The sequence below is a fragment of the Lactobacillus sp. ESL0681 genome, assembly GCF_029392835.1.
Lineage (GTDB): Bacteria > Bacillota > Bacilli > Lactobacillales > Lactobacillaceae > Lactobacillus.
The window spans coordinates 569223-591300 of record NZ_CP113943.1; the positions used below are offsets into that span (position 1 = coordinate 569223).

Here is a 22078-nt window from a genome sequence, read left to right on the forward strand (position 1 = left end):
AATTTGAGCCTACTTACTGTTTTCTTTACGATACTGAGCTGGAGAAATTCCTATATATTTTTTAAATATCTTATAAAAATACGATGGATTTTCATATCCTATTTTATTTGAAATTTTTTCGATTGATGCTTTCGTATACGTCAAATATTTCGCTGCAACATTAACCCTCTGTAAATGAACTAACTGAATAAAAGTTTTTCCAGTATGTTTTTGTAAATAGTCTGACAAGTAATTAGGATTAAATCCAAACTGTTTAGCCATGTCTTTTAACGTAATATTACTGTAATGTCGTTCAATATATAATAATAAAGACAGTAAATTATTTTTGTTTTTACGATAATCATGTACAGATAAATCTGAATGATTAACTTGCCGAATTAATCTAGAGAACAAAGTTAACATCTCTAGTCTAATTAACTGCTCAGACTGAATATCCGGAAAATAATATTCCGAAATAATATCATAAACTAGTGAAATTATTTTAGTATTTCTTTTAGTCTCAAACAGACTATATCTACCCTCTCCATATTCTTCATCAGATAATAATGAAAAAAGTAGATTAGAAATATTTGAAGCGCTTTCTTTATTTTGTAAAAAATCTAATTCATTTAAAGAAAAAGCTGAACTTCTTAATGCAATATTAACTACAATACCATTCTTACTTATTGGCTTAACTTTATGAATAGTCCTATTACCCATAAAGATAATATTTTCTTGTTTAACTTTGACTTTCGTATGCTCTAAAACAACCACACAATCTTCTACCAGCGGAATCATTATTTCAACATAATTATGCATGTGATAAGGAATAAATGATTCTATTGGTTGAACCGAAATTGTAATTGAACTGCTATTAAGAATTAAATTATCAGAATAAGTTTCAAAAAAACGATAAACTGCTTCACCATCTATTAATGAAACTTTCTTAGCTATATTTCCTTTATTTTTGGTAGTAGCATAAACTTTTGCCCACTCTCTACGGGTATTATTCTTTCTTAAAACTTGCAGAACCTTTTTATTCAATTTAAATTTCCTAAAATAATAAAATCTGTGAAATAAACATAATATTAATGTTTTTTAACGATAGTTTGCTTTTTAACAATAAGTTAAAATGAAACTAAAATCAATAAAAATTATCTATTTTAAAGGAGACTACATGACAGATTTAACTAAAAAGCCCTATAACTTATCATCAGAACAAATTACCTTTGTGCGGCAAAAGGTTGCAAGTATGAATATCAATGAAAAGATTGGGCAACTCTTTTTTGTGATTGGACAAGATGAAGACGAAACTGATTTAAAGGAATTTATTCAAAAATATCAGCCTGGTGGTATGATGTATCGCCCAGATAAATCAAGCAAACTGCAACATGAAATCCATAATGTCCAAACAGAAAGTAAAATTCCTCTCTTCATCTCAGCTAACTTAGAAGCCGGGGGCAACGGCCTACTTAGCGATGGAACTTGGTTAGCTCGTCCAATGCAAATTGCCGCTACCGGTAATTCTGAGAATGCCTATGAACTTGGTAATGTGTCTGGATATGAAGCTAAACAAGTTGGGGCTAATATGGCCTTTTCGCCAATTGTTGATCTAGACCTTAATTTTCGTAATCCAATTATGAATACCAGAACTTTTGGTAGTGACCAAAAGACGGTAATTGAAATGGCTGACGCAGAAATTGCTGGTCTGATAGCTAACCAAATTATTCCTGTTGCCAAACACTTTCCTGGTGATGGTGTTGACGAACGTGACCAACACTTATTAAGTTCAATCAACTCGCTTTCTGCAGATGAGTGGATGAACTCTTATGGTCAAATTTATCAACATTTAATTGCTAATGGCCTGCCTAGCATCATGATTGCCCATATCATGCAACCAGCTTGGGAAAGAAAACTGCAACCAGGAATTGCAGACGAAGATTTACGCCCGGCTACAACTTCGAAATTATTAATTGAAGGTCTATTACGAGACAAGCTAAACTTCAATGGTTTGACTATTACCGATGCTACTCCAATGATTGGCTATAATGCAATTTTGCCACGTGAAGAAGCATTGCCAACAACTATCAATGCTGGTATCGATATGATCCTTTTCAATAAAAACATCGATGAAGATTATCAATACATCACCAATGCAGTTAATGCTGGCACTATTTCTAGCCAGCGACTTGATGAAGCCGTTACTAGAATTATCGCAACTAAAGTTGCACAAGGTGTTATGAATATCAATAATCAATCAGCAACTCACCGTCTGCCAAAGCTTGATTTAAAACTAGCTGAACACGAAAAAATAGCAACTAGAATTGCCAAACAATCAGTTACCTTAGTTAAAGACCGTGATCAATTATTGCCAATTACTCCAAAAAAGTACCCGAAAATTCGCCTAGTTGTCTTAGGCGATACAGATGATGGCGGCTTTAAAGAGGGTGGCCACGTTAGTGATAAGTTCAAGGGCAAACTAACAGAAATGGGTTTCAAAGTAAGTGTCTATGATCACCAAAATCTAGATTTTTATGAAGTTTTTGAAGGTGGTCTGCAATACGAAAAAGAGCAGTTCGATCTTGCCCTTTACGTAGCCAATATTGAAACGGCAAGTAATCAAACCACTACGAGAATTGATTGGCTCCATTTAATGGCTGCTGATGCACCCTGGTTTATGCGCAGTATTCCAACTATTTTTGTATCAACTTGCAATCCGTACCATCTATTTGACGTCCCAACGGTTTCAACTTATATCAACGCCTATACTGGTAACGAAGCTACCATTGACGCTACTTTAAGAAAAATGGCTGGTCAAGAAGAGTTCTTGGGCCAGAGTCCGGTGGATCCATTTTGCGGTCATTTTGAAACTAAGTTATAGAAGAGATAATTTATGAAGATTACTAATATTTTAATTAATCAAATGGTTGAACCCATCGGGTTTGACTTAGGCGATAGCATTCGTATTGAATTCAGTGTCCAAACTAAAGCTGATTTTGCAGATGTGCAAAAACGGCTAACAATTACTGGTTCCGAACTAGATTTTGATTCTAATTGGCGTGAATATGACAACAATGTTTTTGATGAACACGTACCATTGTTACCACGGACTCGTTATACTGTTAGGGTGCAATTGCGTAATCAGAAACAACAAACCGAACAAACATCATTTTTTGAAACTGGAAAAATGACAGAACCATATACAGCAGAATGGATTGGCAATCCCAACCAGGATTTGCAAAATACACTGTTACGCAAAGAATTTGCTTTACCCCAAAAAGTTAAAACAGCACGTTTATATATTACAGGGCTTGGGCTTTATGAAGCATATCTTAACAAGCGAAAAATTGGTACAGAATTTCTTAGTCCTGGGGTCACGGCTTATGATAAGTTAGTCCAAGTACAAACTTATGATGTTAGCCAAATGTTTACTGACCAACAACAGCAGGAATTAGTTATTTCACTAGCAGATGGCTGGTATAAAGGTAATTTTGGTTTCGAAGGCGGTCAAGAAAATATTTATGGTAATCGGCAAATCGCTTTAGCCGAACTACATCTGGAATTTATTGACAGCTCACAGATGGTTATCAAAACGGATAATACTTGGCAAACTACTAGCGGCAAAGTTACCAAATCCGCTATTTACTATGGTGAAGACTATGACGACACGATCAAGGTCACTAACTGGCAACCAGCCGAGCTAGTCAACCACCCTACGAATATTTTACGTGATCGCTTAAGCCTACCCATTAAAATCAAAGAGCAATTGCCAGTCCAACAAATAATCCAAACACCAAACGGTGAAACAGTGTTAGATTTCGGACAAAATCATGCTGGTTGGCCAGAATTTTATAATCAAGAAAAACTAGGCAATACCATCAAGTTAGAAATGGGCGAACTCTTGCAAGATGGTAACTTTTACCGTGATAACTTGCGTGAAGCTAGAGCAGCCTTTGAATATACTTCCGATGGGCAAAATAAGTGGATCCGCCCGCATTTCACCTATTATGGTTATCGCTATATTAGAGTATCTGGATTCAAACAACAAATTAATGCAGCTAATTTTCATTCGTGTGTGTTATATTCTGATTTAAAAACAATCGGAAAAATTGAAACAGAAAATTCCAAAGTTAATCGCCTCTTGCAAAATGTTTTGTGGGGCCAAAAAAGTAATTTCGTTGACGTGCCAACGGATTGTCCGCAGCGTGATGAGCGACTTGGCTGGTCTGGTGATGCTGATATATTCTCCGAAACCGCATTGTTAAACATGAATTCATATCCTTTTTTCAAAAAATACGCCAATGACATGTTAATTGAACAAAAACAACATCATGGTATGCTAACAATGTATGCACCCGCAATGGGTAATGAAGAAGGTGGCGCTGCTATCTGGGGAGACGCAGCCACAATTATTCCATGGAATGCTTATCAAGCAACTGGTGATCCAGCAATTTTACGACAAAATTTCCAAGGAATGCAGGCATGGGTTGATTGGATCAGTCAAAACACGACGACACCTAATCTCTGGACCGGCCGCTTTCAGTTTGGCGATTGGTTAGCACTGGATGGCGAAAATCCTGCCTTGCCAACTGGTAAAACCGATGAAGATTTTATTGCTTCTACCTATTACTATTATTCTAGTACCATTGTTGCTAAAACAGCAACTGTTTTAGGTAAAGATAAAGATGCTCAAAAGTATACTAAGCAAGCTAATGCAATCAAACAAGCCATCAAAAATGAATATATCACTAATAATGGTCGCCTGGCACTTGATACCCAAACAGGTTATGCTTTAGCGCTTTATTTTGACTTAGTACCGCCATCACAAAAAGAACGCGTTGTCAGTGACTTAGTTAGCCGCCTAGCTAAAGACCAAAATCATCTCAAAACTGGTTTTGTTGGCACTCCCCTAATCTGTCAGGTATTGTCTGACAATGGCCATCATGAATTAGCAATGCAATTATTCCTAAACGAAGATTTTCCTAGTTGGTTATATGCGGTTAACCTTGGTGCAACAACTATCTGGGAAAGATGGGATTCAATCCTAGCCGATGGCACTATTAATCCTGAGGGGATGAATTCGTTAAATCATTACTCAGTTGGAGCAATCATGAGTTGGGTTTATCAGCATATCCTTGGTCTTAAGCACCTGGATAGTGGCTATCAAGAAGTGCTATTTGCCCCACAGTTTGACTATCGACTAAAGCAAGTTAATGGTCATTATGAGAGTTCCTATGGCGATTTAAAATTAGCATACCAATTAGAAACAGATGAACAGCATACTATTAAATTAGCCATCACAGTACCATTTGGTCAAGTTGTCCATGTTAGTTTACCTCGTTCAAGCGGTACCAAGATTTTCGTCAACGGTCAATTTGCTGACCAACCACTCACTTTGACCAACGGTAAGTTTTCAATCAGCTATCAACCAAACAAAAGCTACATTGAATATTATCAATTGGAAACACCTGTCAAAATAATTATGGCAGATCAATTCTTAGTTAAGCAATTGCAGAAGGTTAATCCAGTGTTTGACTTCTTATCAGCAGATGATAATCTTCAAAATTTTGGTGCTTTGTCGTTAACTAAGCTCAATGAAACCTTACCGTTTGTCAATATTTCTAATTCAGAACTCAATCAAATTGAAAAAATTTTACGGAAAACTCCATTAGCAAGTGAAAGGAAATTTTTAAATGAACGGCGTACTATTTGATCTAGACGGTGTCATTGCCGACACCTCAGTATTTCATTTTAAGGCGTGGCGCAAACTCATCCAAGACCATTTTAAACAAGATTTACCACCTGAACTAGAAAGCCAAACTAAGGGCGTTAGTCGGCAAGATTCCTTAACCGCAATACTAAATTATTTACAAATTACCGTCAGTCAGGCTGACTTTGCTAATTTATGTAACGAGAAAAATACCTATTATCGTAAATTACTAACTGATTTAACATCTGCTGACATCTTACCGGGAATCAGTGAGTTGATTAACCAGCTTAAAAAGCATCATTTTAAATTAGCACTAGCATCTGCCAGTTTGAATGGACCATTAATTTTAGATAAATTAAGCTTAAGTAATTCGTTTGACGCGATTGCCGATCCGCAACAAGTTACTTTGGGAAAGCCTGCACCTGACATTTTTCTAGCTGCTGCTTCAGCCATTAACGTTAAGGTAACAGATTGTATCGGGATTGAAGATTCAATTGCCGGTATTCAAGCAATTAACTCAGCTGGTGCCTTTTCCATTGGAATTGGAAGCCAAGCTGAGTTAAGTCAGGCCAAATTCATTGTGCCTAATACCGCTGAACTAACTTTTGCTAAAATGGTTACTGCTTATCAAAATAACTAATATTAACAGTTTTTTTAAATTGAGCTGCCCCGAATATTTTCGGGGTTTTATTATGACTAAATTAGCTACACAAGCTAAAGATTTATGTATGAGTTGCTTCATTTATTTTCATTTCTTAAAGGTATAAAAGTAATTACTTATTAGAAATGAGATAATAATTCTAGGGATGAACAAGATGAGAACGGTAAAAACTAGAAAACAAGGAAATGCAGTAATGTTGTCTATTCCAAAAAGTTTTGGAGTTAAAGAAGGGATAACTACTATTCCTCGTTTAACTGATAATGGCATTTTCTATGAATTCGTTGATAATGATAATTTCTTTGATTTTAACGCTGATATCCTTAAAGAGTTAGTCAGCCAGAACTATTCAGGTCAAGAATTGATTGATAAATTTTTGGAAAAGAAAAAAGCAATACCACAAGCTTTTGATAAGCTATCTGAAGAAGGCGCCAAAGAGCCAATTATGACTCAAGAGGAGTTTGAAAAAGAAATTGGTTTATAACATAAGACTGACTAATCAAGTAAAAAAATTGCTAAAAAGCTTAAAGACAAAAGACTAAAGCAAAAATTAAGCAATGTAATTTATCAGCAAATTGCCATAGATCCACATGTAGAAGTGAGTAAAACCGGAGATCTTACCGGTATTCGTACAATCGAGTTTAAATATGCAAAGACTAGCTATCGAGTTGCTTATAAAATCTTAGAAGATGAAACAGTTGTGATAGTATTACTGGCTGGTTCTCATGAAGGATTCTATCAAAAATTGAAGAATTTAATTTAAAGAGCGTTATCGCTCTTTTTGTTTGAATTAATAAAATTGGGTAAGCACCATGCTAATTTCGTCACTGTTTTTTACATTTATTTTTATACAAGCCGCTCCCCCCCACTCTATCAACCAATCATCATTGCTACCCAGCTTAAAGGCCATTAAAGTTAATCAGCAGTTTGTGGCAAAATTAACTAATTAGCTAATTTTTCATTGCTACCGTAATTAATTGACAAATTTTTTCTTATGAGAGTTTGGATTATAAAATCTTAAATAAGCGAACTAAGAGTATCCATTTTTTGGTTAAACTATACCAAGTTTTTTACTTAAAAAGTTCAATTTTAGGTAAATTTTTTGCTAAATTTAAAACAGCTTTCTTAAGTAAAAACTTGATATAGCAGCATTTATTTCCATGACAATTAAATTTCTTAACTGCAAACTTAGATTAATTAATTATACGTAGATAGAACTTTTTTGAAACAAATTTTGAGTAAAAAAAGCCCCTTGAAAAAAATAAAAAATTTTTTTGCTAAAATTTAACCTATATCGTTTAAAAAATAATCGTATACTTGTAATACTTTTATTTTGCTAATAAATAACAACTTAATCTAATATAAAAAAACAAAAATCACGAAACCTAAGTTTCGTGATTTTTAATTTGCTTTGATTTTTACAACAATTTAATAATCGAATAATAACAATAAAGCTTGCCAAGTTAAGCATTATATAACATATAAGGTGCTGGTGAGAACATTGTATCCGCTTCATACAAAATTTTGCGCATATCTAGCTGACGCAGGATCGCCATGCCCTCTGTAACACCTTTTTCAGCATTTTCTTCATCAAAATGTAAAAAGATAGTTAAAAAAGTCCTAGTTGAATAGTCGGCAATTTTTTTCGCGTCTAAGGATAGCTTTGCATGCTTGAAATAAATCTTGCTCAAGCCAGCTGTCACAAAGGTAATCCCAGCAGAAATTTCAGACTGACTGGCTTTTAAATTGGAAAACCAATTATTCTCTTCTAGCCAGTCCAGTAACAGATTTTCCCAAGCATCAGAAAATTCATGGCTCGACAAAACTTCAGAAATAATCAAACTCATGTTGGTATTAGTAATCCCAAAACTACATGCCATGTAGATAAACGCATATACCATTGATCCCATCTGATAGCCATCATGCACAAACTTATTTAAATGCCCACCAACGACGTTTAAGAACTGCTTAATAACGTCATCATTTAGGTCACGCTTATAAGGATAATATGCCTGCAACAATGATTTGGAAATACCAGCTTCATTAGCAATCATTTGCGTTGATACGCCGCTTACGCCATAAACCTTGAACAGTCTGTAGGCAACTTCTAATATTTGTCTTCTTTGCTCTAAATTTCTCTTTCTAGTCATTTGAGTCCCTCTATAACATTTTACTTTAGCACTTATCTATTACTTATGATAACACTAACTTTATCTACTTGTTAGAAATAAGCCTATGCATGAATATGATTATAGCATATTTATTTTATTTATTAATGATTATTAATTATAAATTTAAATACTTTTTGTACTAATTTTTGCTTTAATATAAGCATTTTTAAGTAATTATGCAAGTGAATACTTCGTAATAATGTCCAAGAATATCTTTAATATAAAGTGTAAAATTAAAAGCTAAATATTTTACTTTATGCACCTTCGAGACGTAAACTTGCTTTTATCAAATTTGAAAAACAAAAAATCACTTGAAAGGATCGATAAAAATGAAAAGAGCAAGTTTAAAAAATGGAATGGTTAAAGTAATCTGTGGCGCAGCATTATCAGTTATTGCAATCGGATATTACCAAAATGTGCAGCAGCCTCAAACAGTTCAAGCTGCATCTGTAAGTCAAGTTAGTGTCAGCAACTGGCAAGAACTGGCAACAGCTTTGAGTAACAAATCTGTCAGCAAAATTACTTTAACTAGTTCAATCAGTGGACCTCAAGAAGAAAACCCGACTTGGATTACTGTTAACGGGAATAAAGAAATTAATGGTAGTGGCAATTCAATCAACCTTAACGAACACTACCTACTTGGCGATGATAGTACTGCGACAATCACTTTGAAGAATTTAACAATTGTTGGTTCCAAAACTGATGACCTATCAATGGGCTTTTTTAAGCAGATTAATCTGGTCGATACTAAAGCTGAAGATCTGGCATTTTCATCATCTGTGAGTCTTTCTGGCACGACTAGCGTCAGTTATCAAGCATCCGGTGTGCCATTTAGAAGCGCACTCAAAGTCGCCGATAATGCCCACGTAACAGTCAACGATAAGCCAACCGGTGGCAGTGGCCATGATTACTTCTTCAACAATCGCTTAACTATTGGTGATGATGCATCATTAAATCTTGATGTAGACGGTGTTGCCCGCATTTTTGACAAAACTGATGACTATAAGAGCCCACAAGTTAAGGCTGGTAACAACTCTGACATCGAAATTACTGCCAGCAATAATCTCGATCCAGACACTCTGCCACAATTCACCCATACAAAATACGTTGTCAACTTTACTTTAGGCAAGGGAACTGGATTAAAGGTTAACGAAGATTTCAAGGATAATAGCCTATCAGCAGTTAAAATTAAGGCGCAAAGTCCTAAATTGGTTAAACTGAGCAGTGCCAAGACTGACAGTACCAGCAAACCTGCACAAAATGATGATGACGACACTTTTGACATTGAAATACCAGCTGGTGCTGATAAAGTCATCCCTAGCCGCGACACGGACGTTTATGACGCTCAAGGTCAATTAGTCTCTGGCATGTATGTTGAAGGCGGACAACCTGTCGCTGTTACTGGCAAAACCACTATCAATGGCCAGGAATTCTACGAAACTGCCGACGACGGTGACGAAAAGATGTATCTTAAGGCAGAAGACATTGACGGCATTAGCCGCAAGAGTAACTGTAACGCAGCTTACTACAATAAATCAGGTCGTAAATTAAATAAAGCCAAAATTAGTAAAGGTACTCGCGTTAGAAGCTATGGCAAACCTGTAACTATTAACGGTAAAAAGTACTACTGGATCGCTGCTAACCAATATGTCAGAGCAAGTGACTTTGATTAGTTGTCGTATAGAAATTATTTTGCATCACAAAAAAGCACTTAGTCACGTTGACTAAGTGCTTTTTGCTATTTTTGTTATTCAATTTTTGTAAAAACTTCACAAACTACTTTAGTATCTTCCGTAAAGTCGCCAAAGCCCTCTGCCTGACACTCTTTAGTAAAGAAATTCCAGTGTTCTTTACGCCAAGTTTCATAATCACGATTGCCTTCACCTTCATGATAGGCATGCTCTTGAGAAACTTGCTTAAAAGGTATCACTTCGACAACCCTATTTTGTATCACGCAGACTGGCTGCCCGGACCCATCTAGAATAATAGAGTACTGACCAACTGGAGCTACTGGTTCTCGCTCATCATAGATACTGGTCGTGGCTGTTTTAATACCACGATTGACCAAATCAGCTAATTGATTTGCCATTTCAACATTGTCGCCAAAGGCATACGCCTCGTCCAATTTATTTGAATCAATTCCGCGTTGCTGACAAAAATCGTGCCAATACTTATTAAGTTCTTTATTCATGCTTTAACTCTTTCAAATAGGCCACTTCAGTTTTGATTTCAAAGCCTGCATTTTGATAAGCACAAATTGCTGGCAAATTATCCCTATCAACATCCAAAACAAACTCTTGGACACCTTTTACTTGTAATAGACTCATTGCTTGCTTAATCATAAACGTTGCAAATCCTTGTCCACGGTATGCTGGTGCAACACATAAACCAAAGAAATACGCATAATCACCTAAATCAACGCAGCAATAACCAACAATTTCTTTTTGATAAATCAAATTGAAACTCAGACAACTTTCGTCCGCCAAACTTTGCCTGATATATTGCATAGAAGTAGAAAAACTTTCATTAAATGCTGCAGAATGCATCAGTGCTACTTGCTCAATATCCGATTCAGACATTGTTTTAATCGTAAGACTATCAACTAATTTATCCGATATAGCAATTTCAGTAGGCTTTAAAGTTCTCATATGATATTCCCTATCAACGATTTCTAAAGCATTTTTCGTCAAAAAGGCTGGATTTTTTTGTAAAAAACTCATTTCTGATACAAAGTTATAATCAGAATATCTATATTTAGCCAGAATCTGATAAGTCTGTTCAAGCAGTCGCTTCGCAATACCTTGTTTGCGAAACTCAGGAGCAACTTCTACATGCAAATCTACCTCACTGTCAGGTTCTTCATCTGCATAAATCATAACCAAGCCAACTAACTGGTCAGCTTCATAAGCTAAAACAAAAGTTGGCATATCCGGAAAATAATTATATTGGTTACTTAGATAGGGATCTGAATAGGTCTGGTCAGCTTCATGAATTTGCTTAATTAATTGGCCAGCTGCTGCTTGTTCACACTCACTTAACGTCACTTTATTAACTAATTTCACTTTTTCTGCTTAAAACTCCTCATTAAATCAGCCGCATTCTGCTTAGCTGCCTCAGTTACATCACTACCAGCCATCATTTCAGCAATAGCAGTAATCGTTTCTTCCTGTGTTAGCGGACCAATTTGGGTGTAAGTTGCACCATCTTTGACCTGCTTAGCTACCAAATATTTTTGATCTCCTGCTGCAGCCACTTGAGGTGAGTGAGTGATCGCAATTACTTGCTTATGTTCACCAATTGAATGCAGTTTTTGGCCAATCGCAGCTGATACTCGACCCGAGACACCAGTATCAATCTCGTCAAAAATCATGGTGCCAACTGGTTCTACCTGACTAAAAATTGCCTTCAAAGCCAGGATCAGTCTTGATTGTTCACCACCAGAAACAATTTTAACTAGTGGCATTAATTCTTCACCCGGATTTGGAGCAATTAAGAAAACAATATTATCAGTTCCTTTATTGGTAAAACTATCAGCCTTAGTAATCTCTATCTCAAACCGTGCTTTAGACATATATAAGTCAGCTAGCTCATGCTTGATCTTTTCTTCAAGTGACCGTGCCACTTTTTCTCGAATTTGATGTAACTCATTAGCTTCTTTAGTCAAACGTTGCTCAAGAGCAGTAACTTGTTTTTGTAGTTCTTCTTCATCTAGGCCACCAGTTGCAAACTGACTCAGTTCTTGTTGGACTTGCTCATAAAATTTAAAAACATCTGCTAAAGTTGGACCATATTTTTTCTTTAGCGAATTAAGAGTATCTAACCGATTAGCAACATACTGATATCTTTCTTCATCAAAATCCATTTCATCAAGAATATTCGATAATTCACTGCGAGCATCAGTTAGCGCATAAACACCATCATCAATTGTCTTAGTAATTTCTTTAAACTTACTACCATAAGTAGCTAGTTCTCCGGCGGCTATTTGTGCATCCCCGATTAAAGTTTCAATTCCATGCTCATCATCGTCATATAGCTGCAACAAATAATTAGCCGTATCAACGATCTTTTGATAATTATTTAGCTCGTTGTATTCTTCTTCAAGCTGCTCATCTTCATTATCATCACTTAAAGCAGCTGCAGTTAGCTCATCATTTTGAAATTGCAAAATATCTTGCTTTTGAGCTAACTCCTGTGCATCTTTACGCAAATGACTCAGTTTAGACTTGCTTTCTTGCCAAGCAGCAAAATCAGTCTGATATTGTTCAAGCTTACTTTTAAAGTCTGCAGGTGCATAATTATCAACCAAATCAATTTGCCGATCCTGATCCATTAGAATTTGTTGATCGTTTTGACCATGAATATCAACCAAATATTGACCCAATTCACGTAAAACGTTAATTGTTGTCAATTGACCATTAATTCGCACAACATTGCGGCCTTTAACAGCTAATTCACGACTAATGACCAGTTGACCATCCGAATCGGGTAACCCATATTTTTCGCAAAGCTCGCCAATTCGCTTAGAACCATTACTAATTTCAAACAAGCCGCTAACAACAGCCTTCTTTTCGCCGCTGCGCACCATTTCTTTTTGGCCACGTCCACCCATTAATAATGAAACAGCATCAATGATGATAGACTTTCCGGCACCAGTTTCACCAATTAGTACCGTCATATTTTCTTGAAAGCGAACCTTCAATGATTTAATGATTGCAAAATTCTTGATGTCCAGTTCAACTAACATTTTTTAACCCCTAAAGTTCACTTATTGCCTGAGCTACCAATGCTTGCGGCGTACCTTGCCAAAGATTCTGTCCGCCATGGTCTAGCCTTTTTTGTAAATGAATTAAAAACTCAATATTACCTTTGCCACCTTTAATTGGTGAATAATCAACAGCTAACACGTTAAAACCAATGGCCAACGCCTGATTAATCGTATGTTCGATAACTTGGCAGTGAACATCATGATCATGGACAATGCCATGCTTACCAACGTTTTCTGGTCCGGCTTCAAATTGCGGCTTTATTAAGCAAACAGCATCACAGTTATCTTGTAAAATTTCATACATTGGCGGCATAATCAAATCCAATGAAATAAAAGAAACATCTGTCATCGCAAAGTCTGGCAATCCTTGAGTAAAATCACTTGGCTTGCTAAATCGAAAGTTTTGCTTTTCCATCACTACAACCCGGTTGTCGTCACGTAATTGCCAAGCAAGTTGATTGTAACCAACATCCAAGGCATAGACTAACTTTGCACCATTTTGTAAAGCAACATCGGTAAAGCCACCAGTAGAAGCACCAATATCTAAACAAGTTTTATCTTGCAAATTAATTTGAAATGATTTTAAAGCTTTCTCAAGCTTAAAACCGCCACGCGAAACATATTTTTTACCATCGTCCTTGATATAAAACTGTTCATCTGCTGGAAAACTGGTGCCACTTTTATCAATTCGTTGGTGATCATGATCGCAAACTAGTCCGGCCATAATCGCACGTTGTGCTTGCGTACGTGAATGAAATAACCCTTTTTTAGTAAGCAGAACATCTGCCCGTTCTTTGCCCATTTATAGCACCTTCTGATATAAGTCAAGGAATCCCGCTAAAATCTCACCTGATAAACCTTGCAAATTCATCTTAGCTCGATCAATCAATTCGGTTAATTCCTGACGACTTTTTTCAACGCCAAGGATAGTCAAGGTATTATTCTTGCCTTCAGCTTCATCCTTATGGGTCGCTTTACCTGCCTCAGTGCTAGTCTGCACTACATCAACTAAATCATCATAAATTTGATACGACCGACCAAAACATTCAGCAAACGCAATTAATTTATCCTTACTTGCTACATCTGCCTTAGCATATTCAGCACCCATAGCAACACATGCTCTGATTAAGCACCCGGTTTTAAGCCACTCCATCCGATTAGCAAAAGCTAAATCATCTGCCACCTCAGCATTATTAGTTGAATCAATATCCAAATATTGACCACCAACCATGCCATTAGGACCTACTTCTTTAGTAATAATTTTGATAAGATCGATCGAATTACTCCCCTCAGCAATCCATTCAATCCCCATTGTAAGCAGCGCATCCCCAGCTAAGATCGCTTCCGCTTCACCCCATTTTTTATGGCTAGTTAAGCGTCCTCGACGATAGTCATCATTATCCATCGCTGGCAAATCATCATGAATTAGTGAATAAGTATGGATTAGCTCAATACCACTAGCAATTTCAATTTCACGTTCACCAATTTCATGATTTAGCGTGTTTAAAGTTGCCAAAAATAAAAGTGGTCTTAACCTTTTACCACCTGCCATGACTGAATAAGTCATAATCAGACTAACCTTAGCATCATCGATATTTAACGCCAAATGTTCATTTAAGTAGTCATCAATTACTGGGGTCCATTTTTTTCTAAATTCTTTAAACTTCATGATTATTCCTCTGGCGATGCCGCATTATTAGGATCCAATTGATGCTCCGTACCATCTTGATCAATCAATTTTGCCACCGTTTTTTCCGCATCAGTCAATTTTTGGTTCAAATCACGACTAAGTTTGACTCCTGTTTGAAACTCTGCTAACGCATCTTCAAGTGGAACGTTACCATTCTCCAAATTAGTAACAATTTTTTGTAAATCATTTAATTCTGTTTCGAAATTATTCTTCTTTGTCGTCATGTTTATTTCTCCTGATTGTGTTAATAACTGCTGTTGCCTGACCATCTTTAAAATGTAACTGAAGTTTATCAGCAACATTAACCTGTGTAACTGAAGTTACGGTAGTTTTTTGTACATTAGTGGCATAAATAAAACCGCGATCCATTGTCTTAAGCGGACTATAATCATCCAATTGTTGGCTAACTTGCGCTAACTGATGACGCTGATTATGTAGCAACGCCTGCATACTCGTCAGTAATTTTTGACTGTAAAAATTCTGTTGTTGCTGCATTTGCGCAATTCTTTGTCCAGGATTAACTGCCCGTAATTGCTGATGCAGCAACTGATAATTTTGGCGATCACGTTCAAGTTTATGTAACATGCTATTTTTCAAACGTGTCTGTAATAGATCAAGTGTTTGCACCTGTTCATCATACAACCTAGTTGGCTCACGCATAATCACTGAATTATTAATTCGATTAAGCTCATCACGACGTGCCTTAATCAGGTTTTGCATGCTTGCAAGCAAGCTGCTACGCAATTGCTGAATATTGGTTAATTCGTCAGTCAAATTTGGGGTAGCATATTCTGCCGCCGCAGTTGGAGTAGCGGCACGCACATCAGCAACCAAATCGCAAAGGGTTGTATCTGTTTCGTGACCAACTGAAGAGATAACCGGCATTGGCATCGCATAAACTTGTCGTACCACTGCTTCCTCATTAAATGGCCAAAGATCTTCTAAAGATCCACCTCCACGCCCAATGATCATAACATCGTACTTGTCCTTAGCTAACTTAATCTGCTGCATTGCGGCAATTAATGAATCCGCAGCACGCTCCCCTTGAACTTGCGCAGGAAACAAATCTACTTGAGCATGTGGAAAGCGGCGATTGGCAGTCACCAAAATATCATGGATAACTGCACCCGACGCACTAGTGACCACTGCAATACGATCAGGAAAGTGCGGCAATGGACGCTTGTGCTCTGTATTAAATAAGCCTTCTTTAGCCAGCTTTGCTTGCAGTTGCTGCAGCTGTTCATATAAAGCACCAAGACCAGCAGGCTCCATTGACTCCGCATAAAATTGATATGTACCTTGTGGCCCATAGACATTGACATATCCAGTTAGATAGACTTGCATTCCCTCTTCAGGCTTAAACTTTACCTTATCAAAATGCGAACGAAACATTACCACATTAATTTTCGCTTTTTCATCTTTCAATGAAAAATACTGGTGTGAATTACGCCGAAAACGAAAATTAGATAATTCACCTTGTAAAAAAACCTTGTGTAAGTATGGATCATTTTTAAATTTTTGCGTTATATAATAATTTAAATCCGTAACACTAAGATACTTATTATCGGCCATCTTTTCTCCTTGCTAATTTAACGACTTGCTCCATCAAAGACTCGACAGTTAGTGGGCCAATTCCTCCCGGAACTGGTGTAATGTAACTCGCCTTTGGTGCAACACTAGCAAAATCAACATCACCAACTACCTGTTTATCAAGACGATTAATCCCTACGTCAATGATCACCGCACCAGGTTTAATCATAGCGGCAGTGACTAGCTTAGCTTGTCCTGCTGCTGAAACAATAATATCTGCCCTCTTAGTATATTCAAAAAGGTTACTAGTCTGCAAGTGTAAAATTGAAACGGTTGCATCGCGTTCAAGCATTAATGCCGCCAATGGCTTACCGACAATACTGCTTCTACCAATAATTACCACATTTTTACCACGCAAATTAATTCGATAATGGTCTAATAGCGCTAGAATCCCATGTGCAGTAGCTGGCTCAACAAAATGATCTCCACGCCAAAGTCGTCCAACATTACTTGGCGTGAGGCAATCAACATCTTTAGCAGGATCAATTTGCTCTAATGCCTCATTTAAGTTTATTTGCTCAGGAACGGGCAACTGGATCATGATACCATCTACCTTGTCATCCCTATTTAATTTAGCAATTAGTGCTAAAAGCTCGACCTGACTAACATCTGCCTTTAATTGATAAACTTTTTGACCAATGCCAATTTCAGCTGCTCGTCTCTTTTTAGTTTTTAAATAAATCTTACTGCTCGGATCCTCACCGATATTAATTACACAAAAGCAGGGCCTTGTACCTTGCTTTCGCAATTTTTCTACTGTTAGCTTCAGCTTAACTGCTTTAAAATCAGCTAGCGCCTTACCATCAAGGATTTGCCCCAACTTAATTATTTCCTTTTCTATACTATAAAAATAGCCGGCTTTAACTAGCCGACTATTAGTTATTCTTCAACAAAATTTGCCAAAACTCCGTTAACAAACGGTTTCGTTTTAGGATCAGCAAATTCATCACATAAGTTTAATGCCTCGTTCACTGCTGCTCGCGGCTCAATCTGATCACTGTACTTAATCTCGTATAAGGCAACTTCTAAAATTGCTAGAGTGATTTGATTAACTCGATTAATCCGCCAATTTTTCTTCAGGTGACTAGCAATCTCACCCTTTAATTCATCACGTTTGGTAATTACTCCCGCAATGATCGTCTTTGAATACGCAGGCAACTCCTTCAAATCAAGTGTTGCAACTGTTTTAGCTTGAATATCCTCAGGAGTATCATTTAGCTCATTGTTAGCTAAATATACCGCCTGCATTGCAACTCTACGACTCTCGTGTTGATTCATTTTTACTCTTTTCATCAATGTCAGCAAACAGCTTTGATGTCCCACTTTCTTCTTGGACTTCGTCTTCTGGGAAAACTAACCCATTAACATGGACGTTGATTTCCTTAAAAGTCAAATCTGTCATTTGTTTTACTTGTGCTTGCAGAGAATTTTGTAAATCCATGGCAATTTTAGGAACATAGCCACCAGCCTCAATACTAATATAAATATCGGCAATCAAGTTATGCTCATCATCAAGTGTAACATTTACACCCTTACTACGACTTTCGCGTCCTAAAACACGATTAATCCCTGATTTAACACTGCCTTGCATCTTAGCGATCCCATCAACTTTTTCGGCAGCTATTCCCATAATAACTTCAAGCACACTAGGATCAATTTCGATTTCTTCACCGTTATTTTTATCATCTAAGACAATTTTTGAACTATCTGCCATTTTATTTACCTCTAAAAATTACTTATTTGCACGAGATACATAGCTACCATCAACAGTATTAATAGTTAAGACATCCCCTTCATTAATGAAGAAGGGCACATTAACCACTAAGCCAGTTTCCATTGTTGCAGGCTTACCGCCACCTGAAGATGTATCACCCTTAATATTGGGCTCAGTCTTAGCAACTGCTAAATCAACAGTATTAGGTAACTGAACCCCAAGAGTCTTGCCCTCATGCATAATTACACTAACATCCATATTTTCTTTTAAAAACTTAGCTTCATCAGTAATTTGCTCATTAGGAATTGAAAGCTGATCATATGTAGTTGTATCCATGAAAACATAACTAGCACCATCATTGTACAAGTATTGCATACCCTTAGTTTCAATTTCCGCAGTTTCTACCTTAGCAGTCGAACGAAAAGTATATTCCTGAACCGCACCAGTATTCAAACTCTTGAGCTTTGAACGAACAAAGGCACTACCCTTACCTGGCTTAACATGTTGAAATTCAACAATCCGCCACAAATCATTATTATATTGAATGGTTAGACCGTTCTTAAACTCGTTAACTGAAATCATCGTCATTTTATAAGTACCTCATCTTTATATTTTACCAATTTAGGCGTGATTTTACTATCAATAATATTTAATTTTATAAGAAAATCAACTCATCTTTAGGAAGGGTCGATAACGTTTCTGGAGTTTGATTATGGACTAGAATATCATCTTCAATTCTAACTCCACCTTTATTAGGCAAATAAATCCCTGGCTCAACAGTATGAACCATATTATTTACCAGCTCCTGCTTACCAAAAGGCAAGGCAGGCTGACACAGCTCATGAATCTCCAATCCAATTCCATGACCGATTCCGTGACCAAAATATTGGCCATAACCTTGTTCATTTATATAATCACGTGCAGCCTTGTCAACATCAGCACCGTGGTTGCCTGTTACCGCGGCTGCGATTCCGCGGCGCTGTGCTTCATGAACAATTTGATAAATCTGTTCAAGTTCAGGGTCAACTTGGCCAACAGCCACCGTGCGTGTAATATCAGCAGTATAGCCATGATAAAATGCCCCAAAATCAATTACAACCAGATCCCCTGATTCAATTTCTTTATCACTAGCAACACCATGAGCCCAAGAAGAGCGCACGCCCGAAGCAATAATTGTTTCAAATCCAGGACCATCGCCACCATTAACCTTGAACAGGTAATCTAATTTAGCACCAATCTCACGTTCAATTGCCCCTGGCTTAATCATTGATAAAATACCATTGAAACTATCCATTGAAATCTGAACCGCCTGTCTTAAAGTAGCCAGTTCTAGCTCGTCTTTGACATTGCGAACACGTTCAACCAGTTCCTGACACAGCTCTAATTCTATTTGTGGATTTAACGCTTGTAAATTGCTAAATTCGGTTGCAGAAACAAATTCCCCTTCAACTAAAACCTTGTGCAAATTTGCTTGTTTGAGTTCACGACTAATTTCTGCATCTTGGTCGCCTTGCTTCATGATAACCGTTAATTCACCCGGAGCTTGAGCCTTAATTTGACCAGCAAAACGAGAATCAGATAATAATATTCTATCGCCATTAGCAGTCAAAATTAATTGAGCTTCTTCACCAGTAAAATTGGTAAGATACCGATAATTTGCTTGATTAAAAATCAGCAAACCATCAGCACCTTTTTGTTTGATCAGCTCAACTACCGCAGAAATTCGGCGATTCAGCAGTGTTAACAGCTCTTCTTGTTCGTTCATTTCAAGCTCCTTTATCAAATAATAACTTTATTTTACCGCTAAATGCAGCCCAGTCCTAGTAATTTTAAATAATAAATATTATGAAACTAAAAACCACATAAAAAAAACGAGAAGCACGCGCTTTTCGTCTTTTTTTAAAAACTAAATTACTTAGCTTCTTCTTCGACTGGAATAACAGAAACTTGTCTTCTGTATTTATCCATCCGTTCAAACTTAACAACTCCATTTACTAAAGCAAATAAAGTGTCATCTCCACCTTGACCAACATTCTTGCCTGGGTGAATCTTAGTACCACGTTGACGATAAATAATCGTACCTGCGTGGATGGTTTGACCATCAGCAGCCTTAGCGCCCAAACGACGACCAGCTGAATCACGACCATTGGCAGTAGAACCGCCACCCTTATGGTGGGCAAATAGTTTAAGACCTAAAATATTCATTCTCATTTCACCTCTAGCTTAATTCAATCTTTTCAACTGTAACCTTAGTGTAAGGTTGACGGTGACCATATTTTGAATGTGAGTGCTTCTTTGGCTTATACTTGAAAGTTACAACTTTCTTTTCTTTGCCTTGTTTTTCAACTTTAGCAGTTACTTTGGCACCCTTAACTAATGGTGTACCAACTTTAACGTCTTTGCCATCAGAAGTAAGAATAACTTCATCAAAAGTGATTTCTTTACCTTCTTCAACATCAAGTTTTTCTACAAAAACACTATCGCCTTCAGCAACTTTGTATTGCTTACCACCGGTTTTAATAATTGCGTACATTTCTGCACCTCCAAAAAATACTTAGACTCGCCAATCGGGGTGTTTTTTTCAAAAAACTTCTAACCCCGAAATGTGCGGTTGCAGATGTGAAGGTCTCCACAAATACAACTACTTGATTATACTACCTTGACCGTGACTTAGCAAGTAAGATAAGGCTTTTAAGAAAATATTTTCACTTATTTCATGGCTATACCCTATTATTAAAATAATATATTTTAGCACTTCCATATTAAAAATTACTTATTAATGATTTTTGCCATACCAGCGACCACCATGAACCTTAGCCACATCTTCAGTCACAATAAAGGCATCATCGTCAATATCGCGGATCTTGGCAATTAGGGCACCATACTCATTAGTGTCGACTACAATCAATAATTGTTGTTTATGCTGCTCGCTATAACCGCCAACCACGTTATAAACAGTTAGACCATCGTAATCTTCTTGTAGCATTTCTTGGATTTTCGTAATTTTTTCATTGCTCATAATCTGTAACTGGTACTTCTTATCAAAACCAGTTTCAGTATACCGCATCGTAATTGTCGTCAATATCTGTGACAGGGTCGCAAGCAAGAATGCCTCCATTCCATCAACAAAAATATTTAAAACAATGATTACCATATCAATGATTAGTAAGGACGTTGCCGGATCAATATAGAAATATTTTTTTAAAATTAATGGTGGAATCGTGGTACCGCCACTAGAGGAATCGATTCGATACAGTAACGAAATTCCAACTCCCATGATTACTCCGCCATAGATTACAGCCAGCAAATCATTATTAGTTAGTTTAAAACTAGGATTTATCTCCATTAGAATGGGTAATAATAAACTACCTATTGCAACTTTTTTTAGTGTTTGTTTTCCTAAAAAAATTGTCGCCAAAATTAGCATTAAAATATTGACAATCAATACTGTAACCGACCGATTCACTCCCCAAACGGCATCGACTAAAATAGCAATTCCGGTTGAATCACCGGCTGCAATATTGATTGGCGCATAGAAGAAATTAATTGATATTGCAATTAATTCTAATCCAGTAATAAAGTATATCCAATACTTTAATGAATGTTTTCTTTTATTCTTTTGCATCTCATCATTCTTTCTGTATTAAAATTTAATGATATTATTATACATAAATTACAAAACGCTTGCAAATAAAAAGCCTTACTAAATTCCCAAAATTGTAAGTTTACTTTAAACAAAATATTAAAAAAGCCACACCAATTTCTATTCAGAAATTGATACAGCTAGTAATCAAAATTATA

At 36.6% G+C, this 22078-nt stretch carries 23 protein-coding genes and 1 other annotated feature; of the genes, 6 read left to right on the plus strand and 17 right to left on the minus strand.

The features are described 5' to 3' along the window. Positions 1–9: 9 nt before the first annotated feature. Positions 10–1023, minus strand: coding sequence for a helix-turn-helix domain-containing protein (locus tag OZX59_RS02785; protein ID WP_277126622.1), 1014 nt, complete (start codon positions 1021–1023; stop codon positions 10–12). 133 nt (positions 1024–1156) lie between these two features. Here OZX59_RS02785 and OZX59_RS02790 point away from each other — a divergent pair, with 133 nt between their 5' ends. The 5 genes from OZX59_RS02790 (at position 1157) to OZX59_RS02810 (ending at position 7110) form a co-directional block, all read left to right on the plus strand. Continuing rightward, entirely contained in the window at positions 1157–2860 is a 1704-nt protein-coding gene (locus OZX59_RS02790) for a glycoside hydrolase family 3 N-terminal domain-containing protein (protein ID WP_277126623.1), read from the plus strand. 12 nt (positions 2861–2872) lie between these two features. Continuing rightward, on the plus strand, positions 2873–5692 hold the full coding sequence (locus OZX59_RS02795; protein WP_277126624.1) for an alpha-L-rhamnosidase: 2820 nt from the start codon (positions 2873–2875) through the stop codon (positions 5690–5692). After that, positions 5673–6329 (plus strand): beta-phosphoglucomutase, encoded by a 657-nt coding sequence (gene pgmB, locus OZX59_RS02800; protein ID WP_277126625.1) that lies wholly within the window; start codon positions 5673–5675, stop codon positions 6327–6329. The genes OZX59_RS02795 and pgmB overlap by 20 nt, the downstream gene beginning before the upstream one ends. Before the next feature lie 175 nt (positions 6330–6504). Next, positions 6505–6831, plus strand: a complete 327-nt coding sequence (locus OZX59_RS02805) for a toxin-antitoxin system (protein WP_277126626.1) — start codon at positions 6505–6507, stop codon at positions 6829–6831. 27 nt (positions 6832–6858) lie between these two features. Further along, positions 6859–7110: a type II toxin-antitoxin system RelE/ParE family toxin gene (locus OZX59_RS02810; RefSeq protein WP_277126979.1), complete on the plus strand. Its 252-nt coding sequence runs from the start codon at positions 6859–6861 to the stop codon at positions 7108–7110. A gap of 700 nt (positions 7111–7810) precedes the next feature. On the opposite strand, the gene OZX59_RS02815 is transcribed toward OZX59_RS02810, so the two are convergent. Then, on the minus strand, positions 7811–8497 hold the full coding sequence (locus OZX59_RS02815; RefSeq protein WP_277126627.1) for a TetR/AcrR family transcriptional regulator: 687 nt from the start codon (positions 8495–8497) through the stop codon (positions 7811–7813). 350 nt (positions 8498–8847) lie between these two features. On the opposite strand from OZX59_RS02815, the gene OZX59_RS02820 reads away from it, so the two are divergent. Further along, positions 8848–10191 (plus strand): SLAP domain-containing protein, encoded by a 1344-nt coding sequence (locus tag OZX59_RS02820; RefSeq protein ID WP_277126628.1) that lies wholly within the window; start codon positions 8848–8850, stop codon positions 10189–10191. A gap of 74 nt (positions 10192–10265) precedes the next feature. Here OZX59_RS02820 and OZX59_RS02825 read toward each other — a convergent pair whose 3' ends face one another. From OZX59_RS02825 to OZX59_RS02895, 15 genes are all read right to left on the minus strand, one after another. After that, positions 10266–10709, minus strand: coding sequence for an ASCH domain-containing protein (locus OZX59_RS02825; protein WP_277126629.1), 444 nt, complete (start codon positions 10707–10709; stop codon positions 10266–10268). Further along, positions 10702–11580, minus strand: coding sequence for a GNAT family N-acetyltransferase (locus OZX59_RS02830; protein ID WP_277126630.1), 879 nt, complete (start codon positions 11578–11580; stop codon positions 10702–10704). The genes OZX59_RS02825 and OZX59_RS02830 overlap by 8 nt, the downstream gene beginning before the upstream one ends. Then, the gene (gene recN, locus OZX59_RS02835; RefSeq protein ID WP_277126631.1) at positions 11577–13262 is read right to left on the minus strand and encodes a DNA repair protein RecN; all 1686 of its coding nucleotides are present in this window, start codon (positions 13260–13262) and stop codon (positions 11577–11579) included. The genes OZX59_RS02830 and recN overlap by 4 nt, the downstream gene beginning before the upstream one ends. A 10-nt stretch (positions 13263–13272) precedes the next feature. Beyond that, positions 13273–14085, minus strand: coding sequence for a TlyA family RNA methyltransferase (locus tag OZX59_RS02840; protein ID WP_277126632.1), 813 nt, complete (start codon positions 14083–14085; stop codon positions 13273–13275). After that, positions 14086–14952, minus strand: coding sequence for a polyprenyl synthetase family protein (locus tag OZX59_RS02845; protein WP_277126633.1), 867 nt, complete (start codon positions 14950–14952; stop codon positions 14086–14088). Positions 14953–14954: 2 nt separating this feature from the next. Beyond that, positions 14955–15197 carry an exodeoxyribonuclease VII small subunit gene (locus OZX59_RS02850; protein ID WP_277126634.1) on the minus strand — a complete coding sequence of 81 codons (243 nt, stop codon included), beginning with the start codon at positions 15195–15197 and terminating at the stop codon, positions 14955–14957. Continuing rightward, the gene (gene xseA, locus OZX59_RS02855) at positions 15178–16545 is read right to left on the minus strand and encodes an exodeoxyribonuclease VII large subunit (protein ID WP_277126635.1); all 1368 of its coding nucleotides are present in this window, start codon (positions 16543–16545) and stop codon (positions 15178–15180) included. The genes OZX59_RS02850 and xseA overlap by 20 nt, the downstream gene beginning before the upstream one ends. Further along, on the minus strand, positions 16535–17383 hold the full coding sequence (locus OZX59_RS02860) for a tetrahydrofolate dehydrogenase/cyclohydrolase catalytic domain-containing protein (RefSeq protein ID WP_277126636.1): 849 nt from the start codon (positions 17381–17383) through the stop codon (positions 16535–16537). The genes xseA and OZX59_RS02860 overlap by 11 nt, the downstream gene beginning before the upstream one ends. A 59-nt stretch (positions 17384–17442) precedes the next feature. Beyond that, positions 17443–17841, minus strand: a complete 399-nt coding sequence (gene nusB, locus OZX59_RS02865; protein WP_277126637.1) for a transcription antitermination factor NusB — start codon at positions 17839–17841, stop codon at positions 17443–17445. Beyond that, the gene (locus OZX59_RS02870; protein WP_277126638.1) at positions 17819–18277 is read right to left on the minus strand and encodes an Asp23/Gls24 family envelope stress response protein; all 459 of its coding nucleotides are present in this window, start codon (positions 18275–18277) and stop codon (positions 17819–17821) included. Before OZX59_RS02870 ends, nusB begins: the two co-directional genes overlap by 23 nt. 18 nt (positions 18278–18295) lie before the next feature. Continuing rightward, on the minus strand, positions 18296–18865 hold the full coding sequence (gene efp, locus OZX59_RS02875) for an elongation factor P (RefSeq protein ID WP_277126639.1): 570 nt from the start codon (positions 18863–18865) through the stop codon (positions 18296–18298). A gap of 67 nt (positions 18866–18932) precedes the next feature. Beyond that, a complete protein-coding gene (locus tag OZX59_RS02880; protein ID WP_277126640.1) occupies positions 18933–20042 on the minus strand; it encodes a Xaa-Pro peptidase family protein in 1110 nt (369 codons plus the stop codon). A gap of 146 nt (positions 20043–20188) precedes the next feature. Beyond that, positions 20189–20482, minus strand: a complete 294-nt coding sequence (gene rpmA / locus OZX59_RS02885; protein WP_277126641.1) for a 50S ribosomal protein L27 — start codon at positions 20480–20482, stop codon at positions 20189–20191. Between the two features lie 13 nt (positions 20483–20495). Then, positions 20496–20810 (minus strand): 50S ribosomal protein L21, encoded by a 315-nt coding sequence (rplU, locus tag OZX59_RS02890; protein WP_277126642.1) that lies wholly within the window; start codon positions 20808–20810, stop codon positions 20496–20498. Between the two features lie 13 nt (positions 20811–20823). Beyond that, positions 20824–20900, minus strand: a sequence feature (ribosomal protein L21 leader region). A 153-nt stretch (positions 20901–21053) separates the two neighbouring features. Next, a complete protein-coding gene (locus OZX59_RS02895; RefSeq protein WP_277126643.1) occupies positions 21054–21902 on the minus strand; it encodes a YitT family protein in 849 nt (282 codons plus the stop codon). Between the last annotated feature and the right edge of the window lie 176 nt (positions 21903–22078).